At 36.3% G+C, this 17,660-nt stretch carries 13 protein-coding genes; 6 read left to right on the top strand and 7 right to left on the bottom strand.

Annotated features, from left to right (window positions below):
* The first annotated feature begins 598 nt into the window (after positions 1–598).
* The 3 genes from FFJ24_RS08530 to FFJ24_RS08540 all read left to right on the top strand — a co-directional run bounded on the left by FFJ24_RS08530 (position 599) and on the right by FFJ24_RS08540 (position 4,438).
* Complete coding sequence (locus FFJ24_RS08530) at positions 599–811, top strand: hypothetical protein (protein ID WP_138821103.1); 213 nt, start codon at positions 599–601, stop codon at positions 809–811.
* Positions 812–921: 110 nt separating this feature from the next.
* On the top strand, positions 922–1,749 hold the full coding sequence (locus FFJ24_RS08535; RefSeq protein ID WP_138821104.1) for a GLPGLI family protein: 828 nt from the start codon (positions 922–924) through the stop codon (positions 1,747–1,749).
* A gap of 259 nt (positions 1,750–2,008) precedes the next feature.
* Entirely contained in the window at positions 2,009–4,438 is a 2,430-nt protein-coding gene (locus tag FFJ24_RS08540) for a hypothetical protein (RefSeq protein ID WP_246862775.1), read from the top strand.
* Between the two features lie 23 nt (positions 4,439–4,461).
* Here FFJ24_RS08540 and FFJ24_RS08545 read toward each other — a convergent pair whose 3' ends face one another.
* Positions 4,462–5,166 (bottom strand): sensor histidine kinase, encoded by a 705-nt coding sequence (locus FFJ24_RS08545; RefSeq protein ID WP_210419487.1) that lies wholly within the window; start codon positions 5,164–5,166, stop codon positions 4,462–4,464.
* A 498-nt stretch (positions 5,167–5,664) separates the two neighbouring features.
* Between FFJ24_RS08545 and FFJ24_RS26010 the strand changes: the two genes are divergently transcribed.
* Positions 5,665–5,811 (top strand): hypothetical protein, encoded by a 147-nt coding sequence (locus FFJ24_RS26010; protein ID WP_168202417.1) that lies wholly within the window; start codon positions 5,665–5,667, stop codon positions 5,809–5,811.
* A gap of 15 nt (positions 5,812–5,826) precedes the next feature.
* Here the strand turns inward: FFJ24_RS26010 and FFJ24_RS08550 are convergent, their stop codons facing one another.
* The 3 genes from FFJ24_RS08550 to FFJ24_RS08560 form a co-directional block, all read right to left on the bottom strand.
* On the bottom strand, positions 5,827–6,558 hold the full coding sequence (locus tag FFJ24_RS08550) for a LytTR family DNA-binding domain-containing protein (RefSeq protein ID WP_138821107.1): 732 nt from the start codon (positions 6,556–6,558) through the stop codon (positions 5,827–5,829).
* Positions 6,559–6,713: 155 nt separating this feature from the next.
* Positions 6,714–7,064, bottom strand: coding sequence for a hypothetical protein (locus FFJ24_RS08555; RefSeq protein ID WP_138821108.1), 351 nt, complete (start codon positions 7,062–7,064; stop codon positions 6,714–6,716).
* A 194-nt stretch (positions 7,065–7,258) separates the two neighbouring features.
* Positions 7,259–8,005, bottom strand: a complete 747-nt coding sequence (locus FFJ24_RS08560; RefSeq protein WP_138821109.1) for a LytTR family DNA-binding domain-containing protein — start codon at positions 8,003–8,005, stop codon at positions 7,259–7,261.
* A 1,227-nt stretch (positions 8,006–9,232) separates the two neighbouring features.
* On the opposite strand from FFJ24_RS08560, the gene FFJ24_RS08570 reads away from it, so the two are divergent.
* Positions 9,233–9,661, top strand: coding sequence for a hypothetical protein (locus tag FFJ24_RS08570; RefSeq protein WP_138821110.1), 429 nt, complete (start codon positions 9,233–9,235; stop codon positions 9,659–9,661).
* A gap of 196 nt (positions 9,662–9,857) precedes the next feature.
* Positions 9,858–10,148, top strand: coding sequence for a hypothetical protein (locus tag FFJ24_RS08575; protein WP_138821111.1), 291 nt, complete (start codon positions 9,858–9,860; stop codon positions 10,146–10,148).
* Positions 10,149–10,777: 629 nt separating this feature from the next.
* Here the strand turns inward: FFJ24_RS08575 and FFJ24_RS08580 are convergent.
* From FFJ24_RS08580 to FFJ24_RS08590, 3 genes are all read right to left on the bottom strand, one after another.
* Positions 10,778–12,109: a Gfo/Idh/MocA family protein gene (locus FFJ24_RS08580; RefSeq protein ID WP_138821112.1), complete on the bottom strand. Its 1,332-nt coding sequence runs from the start codon at positions 12,107–12,109 to the stop codon at positions 10,778–10,780.
* Positions 12,110–12,436: 327 nt separating this feature from the next.
* Positions 12,437–13,987 (bottom strand): SusD/RagB family nutrient-binding outer membrane lipoprotein, encoded by a 1,551-nt coding sequence (locus FFJ24_RS08585; protein ID WP_138821113.1) that lies wholly within the window; start codon positions 13,985–13,987, stop codon positions 12,437–12,439.
* 13 nt (positions 13,988–14,000) lie between these two features.
* A complete protein-coding gene (locus FFJ24_RS08590; RefSeq protein WP_138821114.1) occupies positions 14,001–17,174 on the bottom strand; it encodes a SusC/RagA family TonB-linked outer membrane protein in 3,174 nt (1,057 codons plus the stop codon).
* Positions 17,175–17,660: the final 486 nt, after the last annotated feature.

Below are 17,660 nucleotides of genomic sequence, written 5' to 3' on the forward strand. Positions count from 1 at the left end.
GGAAACTGGGGCTTGTTCAGCGTTGGGAGTTTTCATATATCAATAAGAATTCTACAGGTGTCAGATATTCCTAAATTTATAAAATACTACATTTATTTATGTAGCTGTTCTTAGGGAAGATTACTTTTTATGGTTTCTGTCGGTCTCTTTTTTTGTCCAAACACTACGGCCGTATAAAAAGTTAAAAGGATAAGTAAAAAGATTTTATTCATATTACAGAATAAATGGCATAAATCAGGCGTATTTTTTTGGAAAAATACAGGTTTCAATTGGACTGAGAAAATTGATTGAAAAATACTTTTTCAAGACTGAATAGCGTCAGTTGATCCGCTGATTTTGTTCTAGTTAAACATTTTGTTAACAAAAACGACTTGAGCGGTTGCAATAGATCGGTCACACTTGAAATAATATCAAGAAAAATATCAGTATATTGGATGTGAGAAGACTAAAGCTATTGCTATAGCCTATAAAAAAGCCGTCCCTGCAATAAGTCATTATATATAGAAAATGTACTATCCTGTATAGCAGATTTGATAGATTTTTATAAAAACAATAAATATGAATAATTATTTATTGTTAACCTCAAAATAAAAAAAAAATGAAAAAAGTGTTATTAACCACCGTATTGTTTTTCTCTATCATGGCAGCGTCTTTCGCTAAAACAAGGTACACTTTTCACACCACTTGTGGTACTACTGTACAAATCATCAGTGATCAAAATTGGAGTGATGCTACACTAACTTCAATGATGAATGGGATCAATGAGGCTGACTGTAATGAAACTCCAGGCTCGGTAGAGATTATCCGTTAATTTACCCATGTTTCTTCGTGGCTTCAAGGCCATGAAGAAATTTTATTTTTTTTTAAATCTAAGAGGGTAACTATTTGAGGTGCTGGTTATTCCGAAAAAAATAAATACCGATGTTAAAATCATTTTTTCTTGGCTTGATAATTCTCTTAACGGCTCAAATATCTTTTGCACAGTCTAAAGATAATGATCGGTTTGAATGGAGCGCCCAATATAAATTCTATTTCAAAACAGATAGTATGCAGTCTCAACCAAACTCTGAATATATGTTACTGATGTTTAATCAGCAAATTTCAGGTTTTAGGTCTGTATCCAGATTCCTCCTTGACAGTATTAGGAAAACAAGTAATTATAAAGAAAGGCCTCAAAGTGAGCGTGTTGCCATTGGAATGAAATACCCGACCAATTTTGAAGAGTATATTTTTACTGACCTTAACAAAGGACAAGTTACCGTTACCACTGTTGCTAATTTAAGTGTTCCAACCAGTCCTCAATATACTGAGTTTGTATCGCCTAAATGGCAAATCAAAAACCAGACAAAAAGAATCAATAACATTTCTTGTACAAGGGCGGAGACTGTTTTATTTGGACGCAAATGGATTGCCTGGTATGCTAATGATTATACTTTTCCCTTTGGACCATATAAATTTTATGGTTTGCCAGGATTGATTATAGAAATCGCTGATGCTACTGGTAGCTATCGATATGAACTTGTAAAGTTTAAAAAAGAGCAAATTATTTATCCCCGGGTTCCAGTGGACAATGTGCTAAAAGTTAGCAAAGCGAAGTGTTTGGAATTGTTTCGTACCGGAAAATATACAACAGCAATGTTTAAAAACGTTCAAATTGAAGGGCGCGGTCCTGAGTATTTTAAGCGTATGCAGGATGGCATGGACAAAAAGCGTAAGAGGGATAACAATCCTATAGAATTACAGCCGTAACCTTTGGGAATTCAGTAGCGCAATGTTCAGATGTACCCTTTTTCTGCTTATATTTCTATTTTCATTTTTAGCTAGAAGTCAAACTGTCGTTTCGGGAAGGTTATTTTCACCGAGCGGGGAGCCAATTCCGCACGGATCAGTTAGTGTAATGGTACCCGCTGACAGTGCAGTGATTTCATTCGTATTAAGCGATTCAGAAGGTAGGTTCAGACTTTCTTTCATCTCAAAGGTGAAGAAATTGCAATTGGTTATAAAAGCAATGAATTATGAAACCTTTTATCGATCGATTGAAAACCAAACTCAACAGTTAAATTTTAGTTTACGGCAAAAGGTGATTGAACTTGCAGAGGTTGATGTTCGAAAACCACCAATTGTAAAGAGAGGCGACACTTTAAGTTATGATTTAAATTCTTTTGCAAGCTTACAGGATCGTACTTTAGGAGATGTTCTTAAAAAAGTACCTGGTATAGAGGTGAGTGCTAATGGCCAGATTAGATATCAGGGGTTGGCCATTAATAAGTTTTATGTAGAAGGAAAGGATTTAATGGCTGGCAACTACGGAATTATAACGAATTCTCTACCAAATATCGATGTAGATAAATTGGAAATACTCCCAAACCATCAACCCATAAAGCTCCTAAAGGATAAACTGTATTCGCCGCGGGCCGCCATCAATATCAAACTGAGAAAAAATGTAACGACAACCGGAAGAGGGGAAATTGGTGGTGGATTAAGCCCACTCGCATGGCAAACTAAGCTTACACCGATGCTGTTTAGCAAAAAATACCAGTCGTTATTGAACTACAAATCAAATAATATTGGAGAAGACATCACTAAAGAAATGAACAATCTGGGTGTAATTGATGTTTCGGAGGGCATAACTAAAGAAAACACAGATAATAAGTGGATCAGCATCTCTCAAACTGTTCTGCCAACGATAGCTCAGGAGCGATATCTATTTAACCGGACACATGTCGCATCAGCCAACCTATTGTTTAACCTGACTAAAAAATTGGAGCTAACGGGAAGTGTAAGTTATCTGAACGACAGAATTGAGCGCGAGGGAGGGCAAGAAACGATTGTTAACCAGTATGATTCTTCTGGAAATCAGCAAGGTATCATTTCATATGGGCGTTCAAATTTAACACGATTGGCTAAACAACAAGTAAACGCAAGGCTCATTTTGACACAAAACACTGACAGCAATTTTTTAAAGAATATTTTGTTTTTCCAATATAATAGATCCAGTGATATTGGAAACATTAGGATTGGTAAATCTTCAATTGCACAGTTTCTTGCCTCCCCTGAATATGTGCTGCAAAATTCTTTGAGCTCGATTATCCCAATCGGAACCAAGAAAAAATATTCAGTCAATTTACATTCGTACATCAATTTTTCTAATGTAAAGCAGCATTATCAAGTTTCACCTTTAACTTCATTGTATTTCCCGGGTATATCTTTCGTAAAGCCAGATCTGCTAATTCAGGAGCTCTATCTAAAAAAAATTGAATCAAAAAATACATTGTCATCATCACTTTCCTTCAATGATATTACTTTGACACCAAGGTTCGGTTTACAAGCTGATCGAAGTTTGCTTCGTTCAGGAATTTCGGATATCAACATTGCTCAAAATGGAGCAGATCGATACATCAACAATATCAGTTATACCATTTTTAGATCATTTGCGTCTATTGATTTTAATTACAGCGGAAGAAAACTTAAAATTCTTACATCGTTTCCTGCCAAAATTAACAATATCACTGCGCTTTCCAGGCTACATGATTTTCGCAAGGATCTGCATCTCAACACTTTTGAGCCAAGTTTGCAATCGGAATATCGACTCTCTACCAGGTATAAGATCGTTGCTACAGCAGCTGTTAGCAACGATTTTGCAACGTTGGAAACACTTTATCCTGGCTATATATTAAGTGGACTGGATTTTAGCTCTTATGGCTCGGACATTTCAAGAACCAGAACACAAAATTTAGGAACCAATCTTATTTATGAGAATGTCCTCGACAATACATCCTTTAATATTGGGTATAATTACTCAAATAAACTGGGAAATGTAATTTTTAACAGAAAAATTTATGAAAATGGACAACAAGTACTCGAGGCTCTTAATATGAAGAATCCACAAAGCTTCATCAATTATCAAATAATTCTGGCTAAATTTTTTGCTGAACAAAAAATCAATACCTCCATAACTTATCTCATCAGCAATGGGAATACAAATAGTTATGTTAATGGTACCTTTCTTAACAGCCATAGTTATGGTCAATCCGTAGGTTTAAAACTAAACTATAACAAATTAAAGTGGCTGAATATAGATTATAATGCAATAGCATCCTTTAACCGTGTTAAAAATAATTTTGACATAACAAGGTTCAATTCCTTATCACAAAAGTCTCAATTATTTATTTCTCCTTTTTTAAACCACAGTCTGGATGTAAGCCTCGATCAGTTTCGATACAACTTTTTGGGTAATACTTTTGTAAATTCCTTTTTAGATATAGGCTATCGATTTTCATGGACTAAAAAAAAAATAGATTTTGATTTAAAGTGGGCAAATATTCTAAATAAAAATAGTTACAGGCAGTTTATGGTGAACGAAAATCAAACAACTGAAGATGTATTTAAACTTCGTCCATCCCAATTATTATTCGCTGTAAAGTTCAACTTTAGGTAAAGTTTCAAATACTTACTACTGTGCTATCGGCTATCAGTATCATCTGAAAAATGATGACCCCTAATCCCCGGAACATTTAAGATTAAAGTAAAAACCTCGTTAAGGATGGAATAGTTTAAGGAAACCTGCTTTCCGTATTTATATTTAAGACGCTTTCTCACATTATTTAAACCCAATTTACTAGAATGAATATTGATGTTTTTTGATTGCACATTCCTGGTGGTAATAGTTAACGTATCGTTTTCATATAAAAAATCGATAACTGCCTGTTGCTGTGGATTTGAAAATTCTCCATGCTTGATCATGTTTTCTGCCAGGGTCAATAATACCAGTGGGATGAATGGAAGTGAAAGGATTTCTGGAGGATAGTTTAACCTTATTTCTGTTTTGATATTCCTTAATTGGTACAGTGAAAATAGCGTTTCAACATGTTTGATCTCTGTACCCAAGCAGATTACTTCACCCATATGATCTGAATCGATTGCGAAACGCATTATCCTGGAAAGATGGATCACGGCATCAGAAGCTATCTGTACATTATTGGTCATGGTATGATATATAAAATCGAGGGTATTGAAGAGAAAATGGGGATTTATTTGGGCTTTCAATAGCGAATTATGAGATTTTACTAATTCCTGCTCAGTTTTTTGCTGTTTAATGATGTTTTGCAGATGGAGCTCCTTTAACTGTTCTTTTTCGCGCTTTTCTACCTGTGTCCTTTTAAACACAAAATACCCTGTTGAAAAGAACATAAAATATATACCCCGATAAAGATTCTTCAGAATAAACTGCCTATCTAAAAGATATGGACGTTTAACCATAATTACATTGATATAGATCAATAATAAATTTGCCAAGTAGTGAAAAAAAACATAGGTAGCCAGACTAATCATTATTACTAAAGGTAACCTCCAAAATGCTTGTAGATCTCTCCTGAAAGACCAGGGTAAGCCCAGGTCAGAAAAAAAATAAAAAAAAACGATTATCACTACATAATGGAAAAGATAAGTAACTGGATTCTCAAAAATATCAAATATTAGGCCTACAATTATGGTTTCGTAAACAATAAAGACAGACCATACAATAAAATGAACTGAGCTACTCTTTAATTTATCCAAAATCTTTTTCATGCATTTCCTGCTTTAAGTGTAGGTTAACGTCCATTTAATGTAACAATATTTTTTCCTGAAAGTAACCGAACTAAGTTGCAAAAAAAATACAAAAACATGCAACAACAAAAGACAAAACTCAAAGCCAAAACTGTTTTTATTTTCAAAAAATCAAGCAGCTCAAATTATTTAAACTATGCAGAAACAGAGCCTACGACTACGCTTGTTACTACTGCGCAAACACATATCGCTAACAAAGGATAAAGCAAAGAGGAGGATTTACCTCCTCTTGGTTTTTATTAATTTTTCAGAAACGAATGAAAGAAAGTCTTTTTTGTAATAATCACCTACAGTCATCTCACAACCGTTAACCATTTTAATCGAATTACCGGAAATGTACTCAATATGTTCTTCTGCAAGAATGAAACTCCTTTGGAATCTTAGAAAACCTGGTTGACATTTGAATATATCTGAAACCTCTGACAAAGTCATATAGGTGAGTATTTTGCGTTTTAAAGTATGAATCATTACATAGTTCATTTTACTTTCTACAGCTACAACATCAGAGAATTTTATATTTAGCATTTTGTATCTGTCTTCTTTACTTTTGACTAAAAACGAAGCATTTTTATCGTAAGAGTTACATTTCCGACCATTTGAGGAGAATACTTTATTCATAGAGGTTAGGAATTCTCCTAACGTAAAAGGTTTCAAAAGATAATCATCAGCTTCAATTTTGAACGCCTCGTATCCATACTTGGTATGTGCAGTAGTGAAAACTATTTTTTTTGTTTTATTCCTGAGCATTCGGGAGAGTTCGATACCATTGATATTTGGCATATCGATATCCAATAGCACAAGATCTACGCAATCAACGGACTCGAAATATTTTAATGCTGCTAAAGGGTTTGTAAACGAAGCAGATAAATACAATCGATCGAAGTTACTCAAATATTTTTTTAAGCCCTCAATGGCGTGGGGCTCATCATCAACGATTACGCATTGGTACATATAGCAGAAAAATTAGATTACCTGAATTATAATTTTAGCTTTTTTCTGTCAAGAAATAGAACATTGTTTTAATTCCCTGTGGTATATGTATTGAAAACAACTTTCAGTAATACCGAGGATAGGGCCATTCCTTCCGGATCAGCATAGCGTAATTTTTAACATTCCTGTTCAATGAGTAACAAAGCTGCAAGCTTTTTCAAAATCAGTTTTCCTGATCTTACGCGAGAATTGAAATATTGGTCATAAGCCAGATGCAAAGCATCATCCTCAGCATTGATCAATAGTTTTCTATTCAAACTCCTGTATTTGTTCAAATGATTAATTGCCGCAAATACATCAGTGTACAATGTGAATGTATCCGCCAAATTGACCGATACAATTGGAGTTTGTATGATAATTTTGGCCCTGTCTATAAGTAGTCCAACATAATCGTTTGCCTCCACAATATCAATTGCCTCAAGCAAAAGTTGGTATTGGAATTCATCAATGTTAGCAGTTTTTACCATACAGTAAATTTAAGTTGATGTTGAAGCGTGAACCTGTTTCTATCTTCTTGAATATATTCAACAAAAGAAGTAAAAAAGAAGCTTAATCACTATAAACCTATCTATAAATTGTTAGTGATTATGTAGAATGATCAGAAGCAGGGGTAGAAATAGAGAATTAAAAAGGATAAATAATCCAGTAAGTGGCTGCTAGTCTACTTATGATCATCAGTTTTCATTTTATTTTTGGATCTGATCAGATTCTTATTTAAAAAATCCGTAAAACTTTTTTTGTAATATTCACGAACAGTAAGCAATAATCCATTTTTCATTTTAATGGTGTTTCCATCTATATAATCTATAAAATTATATGATATAATAAAACTTCGATGAAATTGCAAAAAACCTGTAGCTTGGCTCAAAACCTTAAACATTTCACCTAATGACATGTATGCGGTTACTTTTGCATTTAACGTGTATATACTCACATAGTTGAGCTGACTTTCCACAGCGATGACGTCACAATATTTAATAGCAACTATTCGATTTCCATCATCCTTGTTTTTAACAAGAAATGTCGAAATGTTATTGGATATATAATCTGTTGGTTTTATAAGTGCTTTGTTAATAGCGATCAGGAACTCGCCAAGCGTATAAGGCTTTAACAGATAATCATCCGCATCAGCCTTGAAGGCTTCATAACCATATTTAGTATGACCTGTCGTAAAAATAAGCTTTCTAGTTTTTGCTCGAATTGATTTCGACAACTCAATTCCGGAAATATTAGGCATATCAATATCCATAAGAATCAAATCAATATCTTTAAATGTCTCAATTTCAGTTAATGCCATATAAGGATCACTATATGCTGCTACCAAATCGATATTCGGTACGGATTCCAAATATTTTTTCAGTCCAACAATAGCATGTGGCTCATCGTCAATTACAATACATTTATACATTATTAATAGTTTGCTGATTAAAAATCTGAGTATTACATTAAATACCTACATATTAACTAAAAATCAAGTTTAATGCCTAATGTAAAGAAAAGTTCACAACAAAACAACATGAGAGTGCTGGTTTTGGATTTAGAGTGATTCGGCTTTAGGCATATTTTTTTTAATCCATTCAGATAAAGCAAAGCACTTTTCAGAAATACCGTTTTACTGTATTTATAGGCGGACCAGCTAAGTTGATCGAAGAAATTACTGATAACGAAAAATTTAGTATCTATAATCTCTTGCCAGTATTCAAGGAAAAAAATATTTGATAATAACTTCTTAACGATTTGGTGGTTCCCTAAAAGCAAAGATCCTGCTAATCTTGCGATTGCAGGGTTTTATATATTTAGATCGTGATTGGTTTGATCCCAGAGGGAAATGTATACATGCTGATCTGTTTAAACTGTGAAACAGAAGCCAACCCTGCATGGGCTTAGACATTCATTTGCGACACACTTATTGGAGGCGGGAACAGTCATCAGGTATATCCAGCGTTGTTGGGCACAGCAGTACAAAGACGACCGAGATCTATATTTCATGTAAGTACAAAGCAGAAAAGTTTGATAAAAAGCCCACAGGATAGTTTAATATTTGAAATCTAATGATAGATTTCGTTAACTTAAGTGAAAAATATACGCTATAGCATAGCGCATATTTACTAGTTGGCAGTAATTTTGCAGAACAGACCTTGAAATAAAATAGAGATGGCAAAAAGTATAATTTTAACAGTAACAGTCTTGACTATTTTATTGCTGAATTTAACCTATTGTTATGGTGGTAAAGATACTCGTAACAGAACTGATACGAGTAACGATGATTATGTTAATCAAACTAAAATTATCCAATACATAATGAATTTTCAATTTTAGGAAAATGGCAAAGAACAGCCCAAAGTGAAAGTAATGGAGGTGCTAAAATTTATACTACACAAATAAAAAATGGAGAAATATTGTCGTTTGAAAAAAACAATAAAGTAAAAGATGAACAGTGAAATTTAGGAACTTATACTCTTGATAGAGAAAAACTAAAAATAACCCTAAATAAAAAAGAAGAATACTATTTTGTTTATTATGATAAAAAAGACGAAACAAAAATTTATTCGAATCCGGTAACCCCGAAATATCAAATAATTTGTGATGAAGGATGCGCTTATACTTATACAAAAAGATAATAATTGAATAAACAATGAAAACAATACTTACACTTTTCCTTTTAATAACTTTTACCCAAATATTTGGACAAACAGGCAAATTGTACAAAGGCACAATTAACAATACGATAAAAATTACACTTTATTTAGAAGGATTAGACGAAGGAATAAATGCAGACCCAATTATTGGAACATATAAATATGACAACAAAAAAAATTATATTTTATTAAAGGGTTTTCGAAATAATGACGGAAATATTAGTTTGGTCGAACTATCAACTGCAAATTTTTCAGGTACTTTTTTAGGTACCTTAACTAAAAATAATATTATAGGGAAATGGATAAGTGCAAATCAAAAGAAGAATTACATTTTTGAATTGACTGAAATTGTAGCTACGAAAGAACAAATAAATAATTTTCAAAAGGCAATCGTGGAAAAAGGAAACGAATTTAGAAATTATTAAAAAACTACCGCCAATAAGGGTCTACCTTCGGTGAGGACTTCGCCGTTTGGCCAAACGGGCTGAAGTGCAAAATTCAACGGCAGTTTTTCAATTGAACTTTATTTATAAAACCAGCTTTTGTGATTCGATTTTCCGCCCGAACGCAAAGGCCCAAAACGTTGGCGACAATTTTACAGAACCGTGAAAGAAAATTGCAATGAAAAAGTACCTTATCTTAATAATACTTACTTTGACAGTCTTGACAATTTTCATTTGTCAGATTGAAAGAAAAGAGGTTAAAAACTCAAAACAACTTAAAGAAGAAATAATTAAAGAAGTTGTGAATAAGTTAAACCCAAAAGATTCACTTTTTATAGTTACTGCGAGAACCCTCGGAGTTTGTGGAAACGATGAACGCTATGACGGATTTACAACACCAATTGAGAAATTTTCGGAAATAAAATTTATATTGGAAAATCCTTATTTCGTTGACGGAAGCATAGGCTAAAGAAAACTATCTGATAAATAATAAAACTATAATTACAGGTGGAGCTTTTGACAATGAGTTTGCTTCAAATACTTTAAATTTTAAGTATGATGAAGTGAAAAACGAAAAACAAGTGTATGACATTCAGTTCACTACCGTAAACAAAGACACGGTTTATGTTTCCATATTCGATTATTTTAGTAGAGAAAGGAGGAATGTTAAATTTAAAATGGTGCAAAAAAATTCAAAATGGAAGATTGAAACAACTGAATAAAAAGACATCGCAACCGCAAAATCGATCTTTGGCTTTGCAAGAATAAAGAAACTATTTGAAGTGGCTGTATATCTTGATACACCATACTTCCATTTTCAGAAAATAAACTTGAAGCCATAACTGCATTTGTAAAAGGGGCAGATAGTTCCATTTTAAGCTGTCCTAAAAATCAGTTACCAAAAGGCATTATGGATAAGAGGGGGCAGATGGGAATTTACTGGATAAGTATGTCAGTTGAAAAGAAAAATTAACGAATAGGCAATTCCCAAAAGCAAAACCCTGCTAATCGTGCGATTTGCAGGGTTTATATATTTGATAGTCTGTGTTGTGATCCCGGACGGAAATGGATACCTCCTGATCTGTTTAAACTTTAGCGTTAAACTTTGGGTAAGCTGTAACCGTTGTGATACGGGGCCAGCAGGTATTTATCGTTAACCTTCTGATCTGTAAACTGATGTTTGGCATTGTCCCATGATAGTTTTTGCCCGCTTCTGAAGGCAAGATTTCCCATTTGGGCAACGGTAGCTACATGCGCCGCATCCTGTATAGAACAATTCAGTTCTTCTTTTTTTCTGGATCTCACCACACTAAAGAAATTAACCATATGATTGTCCAGTCCATTATCTGAGGATTTAACAAAGGGCTTACTCACTTTATTGCCACTTATCTTTTCTTCAATAACTTCCCAGCCTTGCCTGTTGAGGATCAGCGTGCCGTTGTTACCGATATAAGCAATCCCATGGTTGCGGTTATAAGAGCCGTTATCAATACCCATGGCAGAATCCCATACCATGTTGAATTTGTCGAACTCATATAGGGTAGTGAGCGTATCAGGCGTTTCTTCGTACAGATCGGGATAGGCGAAGCGACCGCCTAATGCAGATATGGTTTTGGGTACGGGTGAATTCATACCCAGCAAGCCATAATCCAATAAATGCACACCCCAGTCGGTCATTAACCCGCCGGCATAATCCCAAAACCAGCGGAAATTGAAGTGATATCGGCTGGCATTAAATGCTCTTTTATTCGCCGGCCCAAGCCACATGGCATAATCAACGCCTGCAGGGGGTAAGGTATCAGGCACTATGGGAGCAGGTTTCATCCAGCCCTGGTAACACCATACTTTTACCGTTCTGATATTTCCCAGCTGGCCGCTCTTTACAAAATCTACCGCATCTTTAAAATGTTGCTGACTGCGCTGCCATTGACCTGCCTGTACCACCTTATTGTATTTTTCCTGCGCTTTAACCATGGTACTGCATTCGACAATAGAGTTGCCGACCGGCTTCTCCACATATACATCTTTACCTGCCTGTACGGCATGGATCATCATCAGGGCATGCCAGTGATCGGGTGTCCCGATAATTACGGCGTCGACATCTTTATTATCAAGCAGCGCACGGTAATCTTTATATCTTTTTACTTTTGCGGCATCAACATTCATCGACTTTAATTCGGCTATCCTTTCATCAAGCACGTTGGCGTCACTGTCGCACAGGGCGATCAGGTTTACGCCCGGTACTTTGAGGGCCGCCTTGAGGTCGGACCATCCCATGCCTTTGATTCCGATTACGCCAATATTGATTTGGTCGTTTGCGCCAATAGTCTTACTGAAAAGGGCATAGGCAGGATTATCTAAGGCAGAAAGCAGGGCAGTAGTTCCTACTGCGGTTGCAGCGTAGCTGAGGAAATTTCTACGGTTTAACATTTAATTTGGTCTATGGTTCATAATACTTTAAAGTAAATTACAAAATAATTAGTCGAGCATCCAGATATATCGTTAAAACTAATAAGAATGTTACCCATATTTTTGTCAACCCATCAGTTTATGGGTTACTTATTTGACTGGGCAGCAAAACCGCTAAAAAAGAGGCTGTCTCATAAATCAATTAATCCATATATGTTGTCACATTGAGCTTGTCGAAATGCCAATTAAAGCATTTTTTACAAGTCCTTCGACAAGCTCAGGATGACATTATGTATTTATGAGACAGCCTCTTTCGTATTAGGTAATCGGCAACTATAGAGGTTTTTTCTATTTATCCCAAAAAATACGTGTGTCCATATTATCTGGTCCGCCATTGTCTGCAACCGCTGCCTGGTAATTTGTTAAATTTGCAGAAAGCTCAAGCGTTGGATAAACAAACCTGCGAACAAAACCACCAATTATATTTTGCCCTGCTATGGTGTTGGGCGATAAGGCTGGAAAACCGCTCCTCCTGAAGTTAGCAAATGCCTCGGTACCATTGCCCCAGGAAGCCACCCAATATTGCGTATTAATCAGGTTGAGTGCATTTGCCGCATTATAAGCGTTAACGGGATTATTAATAAATGCATTTTGAGTAGCTAAAGGAATAATGGCTGCCGGGTTATAGGTTGTCCATTGGTCCATTGCCGCACGTATACCGTTAGCATAATAAACATCAGCTGTACTACCGCCGGTGATCCAGCCTCTAACAGCGGCCTCTGCCAGCAGGAATTGTGTTTGAGCGTGAGTGATGAAAAATTGTGGGGCGGTTAAACTGCCGAAAATACTGTAATTAACCTGGGAATAATTAAAACCCGAACCGTTAGCACCTCTAAACCCCGGAGCAGTTGGTAAAGTAGCACTGCTATAGCCTACAGGGAGTCCGAACTGATTTGCAGATGTGGTATCTGGTACGCTTGTTGGTGCAGCTAATGGGTTTGCATATTTACCGGATATAAACTTCAATCGCGGATCTCCGCTATTTTTTAGCTGATTTACAAAGGGAGCCGCTAAATAATAAGTATTTGCTATCGCCGTAATCGTCTGGCTCACGGGATTCACGTAAGTTGCATTGTATTTCAGGTAACAGTTGTCGGCATTTGATGTCATTACACCACCAGTTACCGCAGCTTGCACAATAGTTTGCGCTTTTGCCGGATCTATTTTACTATACCTCATACCTAATCGAAGTAGTAACGAATAACCCAATTTTTTCCACTGGGCGATATTGCCGCCATAAAATACATCAGCTTTAACGATATCCTTTGTTGGATCTAAAGCTGCCGTTGCCTCAGTAACTTCTTTGATCAGATCGGTATAAATCGCGGCCTGATTATCATATTTAGGGGTAAGCACATTTGATAAATAGGCTTGTCCGGCTTCACTATAGGGTACGTTTCCGTAAGTGTCTACCAGCATCATAAATTGATAAGCTTTCCAGATTCTGGCTTCATTATATAAATTTGTTCTTGCTGCATTACCTTTAATTTGGCTTAATATCTGGACCAGTAATTGAACAGGGCCTGAAGAGCTTGTTGCGCCACTATTTGTTCCTGTATATTCAGCATTCCAATTTTGCGAAGTATAGGTTTGATTCAGCTGATTAAAATTAAACGCCGAGGTGATTCCTGAAAACGGATTTACAAATTGCTGTACAATGGTTGGCTCAGTTTCCATTGTCGCTCCATGTGTTCCAAATTGTGCACTTGTAAACAGGAATGCCGCGTCGAGTTCTGTTGGATTATTTGGACTAATATTTAATTTATCAAACCCTTTATTGCAACTGGAAATTACTGGAATACAGATGGCGATGGCTATAATTCTGATTAAATTTTTCATATTGTATATAGAGTTAGAATTTTACGTTTAAGTTAAATCCGAAAGTACGTGTTGTTGGTAGCGATGCCTGCTCATAACCTGTTAAGTTATCCCCGCTTGAGGCTATTGCTTCGGGATCAATGTTCGGCGTATATTTCTTAATGATTAATACATTACGGCATACGGCAGATAACACTAAGCTTTTCACATATTTTTTATTGATAAATTTAGATAAGTCGTATCCCAGCGAAAGGCTTCTTAATTTAACAAAGCTTGAGCTGTAAATGAAAGGGTCTAAGATATTCGTTGAACGATAATTTGCGTAAAAATCTTCCGCATTTACAGCGGTGGTGTTTGGTAACCCGTCAGTAGCATTTACGCCAGGAAAAATTACGCCACCTACACGGCCAGGTAAAGACTCTTTTGATAAACCTTCTCTTAATAAGTTTAAACTGGTACTCGAAAGTACTTTACCACCTGCTTTATAATCAATATGGGAGATAAAGGTAAAGCCTTTGTAATTTAATGTGTTTAGCCAACCCCCTGTTGCTGTAGGGAGGCCGCTACCAAAATTAACTGGTGTAGCACTTGCTACGGGTTTGCCTCCCGATAATACGATATTTCCGGAAGCATCCCGCTTGTAAGTTGAACCTACAATTTGGTTAAGGGGTAAACCTACCACGTGAACTATAGACCCAAAAAACTCAGGACTGCCCACTACAAGCTGCGATTGGTTGTTGGCTAATGACAATACTTTTGAAGAATTGAAAGCAGAATTAAAAGCCGTTTTCCAGGTAAAGTTTTTGTTTTGGACAGGGATTAATTCCAGGTTAAATTCTAATCCTTTATTGTCCAAACCACCTAAGTTAACTAACGTGGTGCTGTATCCACTTGCTGCAGACAGGCTGATTGGAACGGCTTGATTAGTCGTTTTTTTATCGTAAGCAGCCACATCCAGATTCACTCTGTTGTTGAACATACGTAACTCAATACCGATTTCTTTTTCATTTACGCCAAAAGGCTTAATCTGGGTATTTGGTGAAGCTGTTCCGTTAATACTGCCTAAAGGAAGCCCATTAAATGAATTTTGAGCTAGCAAAAATGTTAATGCATTGTAAGGAGCAACCCCCTGGGCACTTCCTGTTTCTGCAACAGCAACTCTCAACTTTCCAAAATTTAACCATTTTGCATTTGGAAGTAATTCCGAAAAAACGAAACTTCCGCTGATTGAAGGATAGAAATAATGATCTATATCTCTGGCCAGTACCGAATACCAGTCTGTACGGCCGGTAACATTTAGGTATAATAAATTTTTGTAGGAAAACTCTGCAGTACCATACAATGAATTTACGGTTTGTTTAGTTAAATTGTAGCTCGAATTTGCCGTAACACCGTTTCCTATGGTGTATAAATCTCTGATGTAAAAGTTGGTTACCGCTTCATTAAATGTAGATGTAATTAAGGGAAAGTGATTACCACCTACTGTTGCATTAAATGAAAAATCTTTCCACTTGTGCCCGCCACCCAGCAGGAAGTCAAAATTATTCTGGCGTGTACTTGCTGTACTTATTCCATAGCTACCATTATATAGCCCTGTTGGTGCTGCAGATACAGCCAGCGTACCCGTTGGCGTGTTTGATTCATAAGTAGTTTGCAAAAGGTCCATATTTGCCCTGCCCTGAAGATATAGCCAATCAAAAAACTGATAGCGTACCACAGCAGTACCTAACAAATGATCTTTTGTTTGTCTTTGAAATTGCTTCGCTAATATCCAGTAGGGGTTGGTAACGGTTGCAAACCTCGAAGTAGGTGTTTCATTTCCGTTGGCATCTATTGCGCCTGCCTGGAGTACATCAAAAGAAATGGAGTTGGCCAACCTGTAAATTGAGGTAGGAATTGCATTTCCCTGTACGCCTACAAGTGGCGGATTGTTATTAAACTGGTGATCGTAGTTAACGTAAAATTGTGTAGATAACTTATCGGTAAGTTTATAGTTAATGCCAACGTTAAAAATCTTTTTATGATAATCGTTGTTTGGTATTATACCCTGAGCATCCTGATTAGAAAGGGACACCCGGAAACTTCCTTTGTCATTACCGCCAGAAAGTGCAACTGTATTACTCCACGATGGCGCAAGTCTGAAGAAAGTCTTTATCCTGTCTTTAACAGGTGCATACGGACGCTGAACGCCGTCGAACTGAAACGTTGGTACATTATCAAACGGCACACCAAAGCTCCATGCACCAGAACTCTGCGCAGTACCTACTGATGACGGACGAATATTATTCTCGCCTTGTCCGTACTCATATTGAAAATCTGTATAATCCAGTGCCTGGTTTACCGTAAAATTAGAGTTGAACTCAACACCTATGCCACTATTTTTTGATCCCGACTTTGTTGTAATAATGATTGCTCCGTTAACGGCACGAGAACCATACAGGGCTGCTGCGGTAGATCCTTTTAAAACAGTCATCGATTCGATGTCATCCTGATTGATGCCTTGCATATTATCTCCCTGATCCACATTTTGTGTATAACCATTACTGCTGCTTGCACCCTGCGACATTGGCAAGCCATTGATTACGATGAGCGGCGAATTGTCTGCAGTAAAAGATGATTGTCCACGTAAGCGAATCTTGGTACTCCCACCTGGTCCTGCGGCCGGTGGAGAAACGTCCAGCCCGGCGATTTGGCCCTCAAGCGAATTGGCGAGGTTAGTTGTACGGTTGGTTTGTAATGCCTCTACGTCGGCTTTTTGAGCTGAATATCCCAGGCTTTTGGCCTCCCTTTTTATGCCGAGTGCAGTTACAATAACTTCATTTAAAGCATTTGTAATCGCTACCATAGACACATTAACTACGGTTTTTGTATTTACTGTTATTTCTATGGGTTTATAGCCAACGGATGTGAACACCAATACCGCGTTATTATTGGTAACATTTATGGTATAGCTGCCAGATGAATTGGTTACAGCAGCATTCCGCGTTCCCTTTTCAACTACGCTTACGCCGGGCAGGCCAACGCCCTGTTCATCGGTAACTTTACCTGAGATTCCTATAAAGGCTATTTTTAACTTTTTGGTTGTTGAAGGCGTACTAAAGACTCCGGTTGTTAGCCCACCGGCTGACGCATTTAAGGGCTCGAAAAGAATGAATCCCATTAACACAGTATATGCAAATACCAGTGGAAGTAATTTTTTTTTCATCATTATAATTTGGTTAGCATTGGTTTTTTAATAAAAAGCTTATATATCCCGGAAAACGTTGTGTAATCAATTTGGAATATAAGCAGTATAGCAACTAGGTGCCGTGGCTGGACGTTAAGTAAATCTATCTCATATTAAATATTGGTTAGTTAGTTAATTAAATCGCTGTTCTGATCATCTAAGGCAAACATGCTTAATGAAATATCTTGTTTGAAGAAAATAATTGCGGGAATAGAAGCATTACTTTCTTTTTATATTTGGTTTCGAAACAGTTATGTTACACAGGCAAATAAAGACAACTTTAATGAAAAGCAATTTCAGTATTGCTGCAAAAAATTGTAACATATTAACATAGATATGTCTTTCCTGATTTTGTTGTGTTTTAACAGGGTATTGTAAATCTATCTGTTTATCAATTGCTTATAGAAAAACCTTGGTGCAAAATCAATCTGATGTACAAATAATAAAACCTGGCGTTGTTAACATACT

This window comes from Pedobacter sp. KBS0701, assembly GCF_005938645.2.
In the GTDB taxonomy this organism is placed as follows: Bacteria; Bacteroidota; Bacteroidia; order Sphingobacteriales; family Sphingobacteriaceae; genus Pedobacter.

Coding starts and splice junctions, on each gene's coding strand:
- FFJ24_RS08530 (WP_138821103.1), top strand. CDS start 599: ATGAAAAAAGTGTTATTAACCACCGTATTGTTTTTCTCTATCATGGCA.
- FFJ24_RS08535 (WP_138821104.1), top strand. CDS start 922: ATGTTAAAATCATTTTTTCTTGGCTTGATAATTCTCTTAACGGCTCAA.
- FFJ24_RS08540 (WP_246862775.1), top strand. CDS start 2,009: ATGAATTATGAAACCTTTTATCGATCGATTGAAAACCAAACTCAACAG.
- FFJ24_RS26010 (WP_168202417.1), top strand. CDS start 5,665: ATGCAACAACAAAAGACAAAACTCAAAGCCAAAACTGTTTTTATTTTC.
- FFJ24_RS08550 (WP_138821107.1), bottom strand. CDS start 6,558: ATGTACCAATGCGTAATCGTTGATGATGAGCCCCACGCCATTGAGGGC.
- FFJ24_RS08555 (WP_138821108.1), bottom strand. CDS start 7,064: ATGGTAAAAACTGCTAACATTGATGAATTCCAATACCAACTTTTGCTT.
- FFJ24_RS08560 (WP_138821109.1), bottom strand. CDS start 8,005: ATGTATAAATGTATTGTAATTGACGATGAGCCACATGCTATTGTTGGA.
- FFJ24_RS08570 (WP_138821110.1), top strand. CDS start 9,233: ATGAAAACAATACTTACACTTTTCCTTTTAATAACTTTTACCCAAATA.
- FFJ24_RS08575 (WP_138821111.1), top strand. CDS start 9,858: ATGAAAAAGTACCTTATCTTAATAATACTTACTTTGACAGTCTTGACA.
- FFJ24_RS08580 (WP_138821112.1), bottom strand. CDS start 12,109: ATGTTAAACCGTAGAAATTTCCTCAGCTACGCTGCAACCGCAGTAGGA.
- FFJ24_RS08585 (WP_138821113.1), bottom strand. CDS start 13,987: ATGAAAAATTTAATCAGAATTATAGCCATCGCCATCTGTATTCCAGTA.
- FFJ24_RS08590 (WP_138821114.1), bottom strand. CDS start 17,174: ATGATGAAAAAAAAATTACTTCCACTGGTATTTGCATATACTGTGTTA.